The sequence below is a fragment of the Teichococcus vastitatis genome (assembly GCF_003604215.1).
GTDB classification, from domain to species: Bacteria; Pseudomonadota; Alphaproteobacteria; order Acetobacterales; family Acetobacteraceae; genus Pseudoroseomonas; species Pseudoroseomonas vastitatis.
In genome coordinates this window covers 1-1,189 of record NZ_QXGS01000163.1, presented here as the reverse complement: position 1 = coordinate 1,189, position 1,189 = coordinate 1, and the positions used below count along the sequence as shown (strand labels likewise).

1 protein-coding gene is annotated in these 1,189 nt (G+C 66.2%); it reads right to left on the bottom strand.

Annotated elements, in window-relative coordinates; all coding sequences use genetic code 11:
* Nucleotide 1: 1 nt before the first annotated feature.
* On the bottom strand, nt 2–1,189 hold the full coding sequence (gene tuf / locus D2K64_RS23675; protein WP_120010880.1) for an elongation factor Tu: 1,188 nt from the start codon (nt 1,187–1,189) through the stop codon (nt 2–4).

Below are 1,189 nucleotides of genomic sequence, written 5' to 3'. Positions count from 1 at the left end.
CTTAGGCGGAGATGCTGGCGACGACGCCGGCGCCGACGGTGCGGCCGCCTTCGCGAATGGCGAAGCGGAGGCCCTCATCCATGGCGATCGGCGCGATCAGCTCAACATCCATCGAGATGTTGTCGCCCGGCATCACCATCTCCACGCCTTCCGGCAGCGTCACCACGCCCGTCACGTCGGTCGTGCGGAAGTAGAACTGCGGACGGTAGTTGGTGAAGAACGGCGTGTGCCGGCCACCTTCTTCCTTGGTCAGCACATAGGCCTCGGCCTTGAACTTCGAGTGCGGCTTGATCGAGCCCGGCGCCGCCAGAACCTGGCCGCGCTCCACGTCCTCGCGCTTGGTGCCGCGCAGCAGCGCGCCGATGTTGTCGCCCGCCTGTCCGCTGTCCAGCAGCTTGCGGAACATCTCGACGCCGGTCACCGTGGTCTTCACCGTGGCCTTCAGGCCCACGATCTCGACTTCCTCGCCAACCTTCACCACGCCGCGCTCCACGCGGCCCGTCACCACCGTGCCGCGGCCCGAGATCGAGAACACGTCCTCGACCGGCATCAGGAACGGACGGTCGATCGCGCGCTCCGGCTGCGGAATGTAGGCGTCCACCGCCTCCATCAGCTTCAGGATCGCCTGCTCGCCCAGCTCCGGCGACTTGTCTTCCAGCGCCATCAGCGCCGAGCCCTGGATCACCGGGATGTCGTCGCCCGGGAACTGGTAGGAGCTCAGCAGCTCGCGCACCTCCATCTCAACCAGCTCCAGCAGGTCGGGATCGGCCATGTCGCACTTGTTCAGGAACACCACCAGCGCCGGCACGCCCACCTGGCGCGCCAGCAGGATGTGCTCGCGCGTCTGCGGCATCGGGCCATCGGCCGCCGACACCACCAGGATCGCGCCATCCATCTGCGCCGCACCCGTGATCATGTTCTTCACGTAGTCGGCGTGGCCCGGGCAGTCGACATGGGCATAATGCCGGTTCGCCGTCTCGTACTCCACATGGGCCGTCGAGATGGTGATGCCGCGCGCACGCTCCTCGGGCGCCTTGTCGATCTGGTCATACGCCGTGAACGACGCACCGCCCGACTTCGCCAGAACCTTGGTGATCGCCGCCGTCAGCGACGTCTTGCCATGGTCCACATGCCCGATCGTGCCAATGTTGCAGTGCGGCTTGTTCCGCTCAAACTTAGCTTTCGCCAT

Bases quoted from the DNA above. Each gene is read 5' to 3' on its own strand.
- tuf (WP_120010880.1), bottom strand. From the start codon at position 1,189: ATGGCGAAAGCTAAGTTTGAGCGGAACAAGCCGCACTGCAACATTGGC.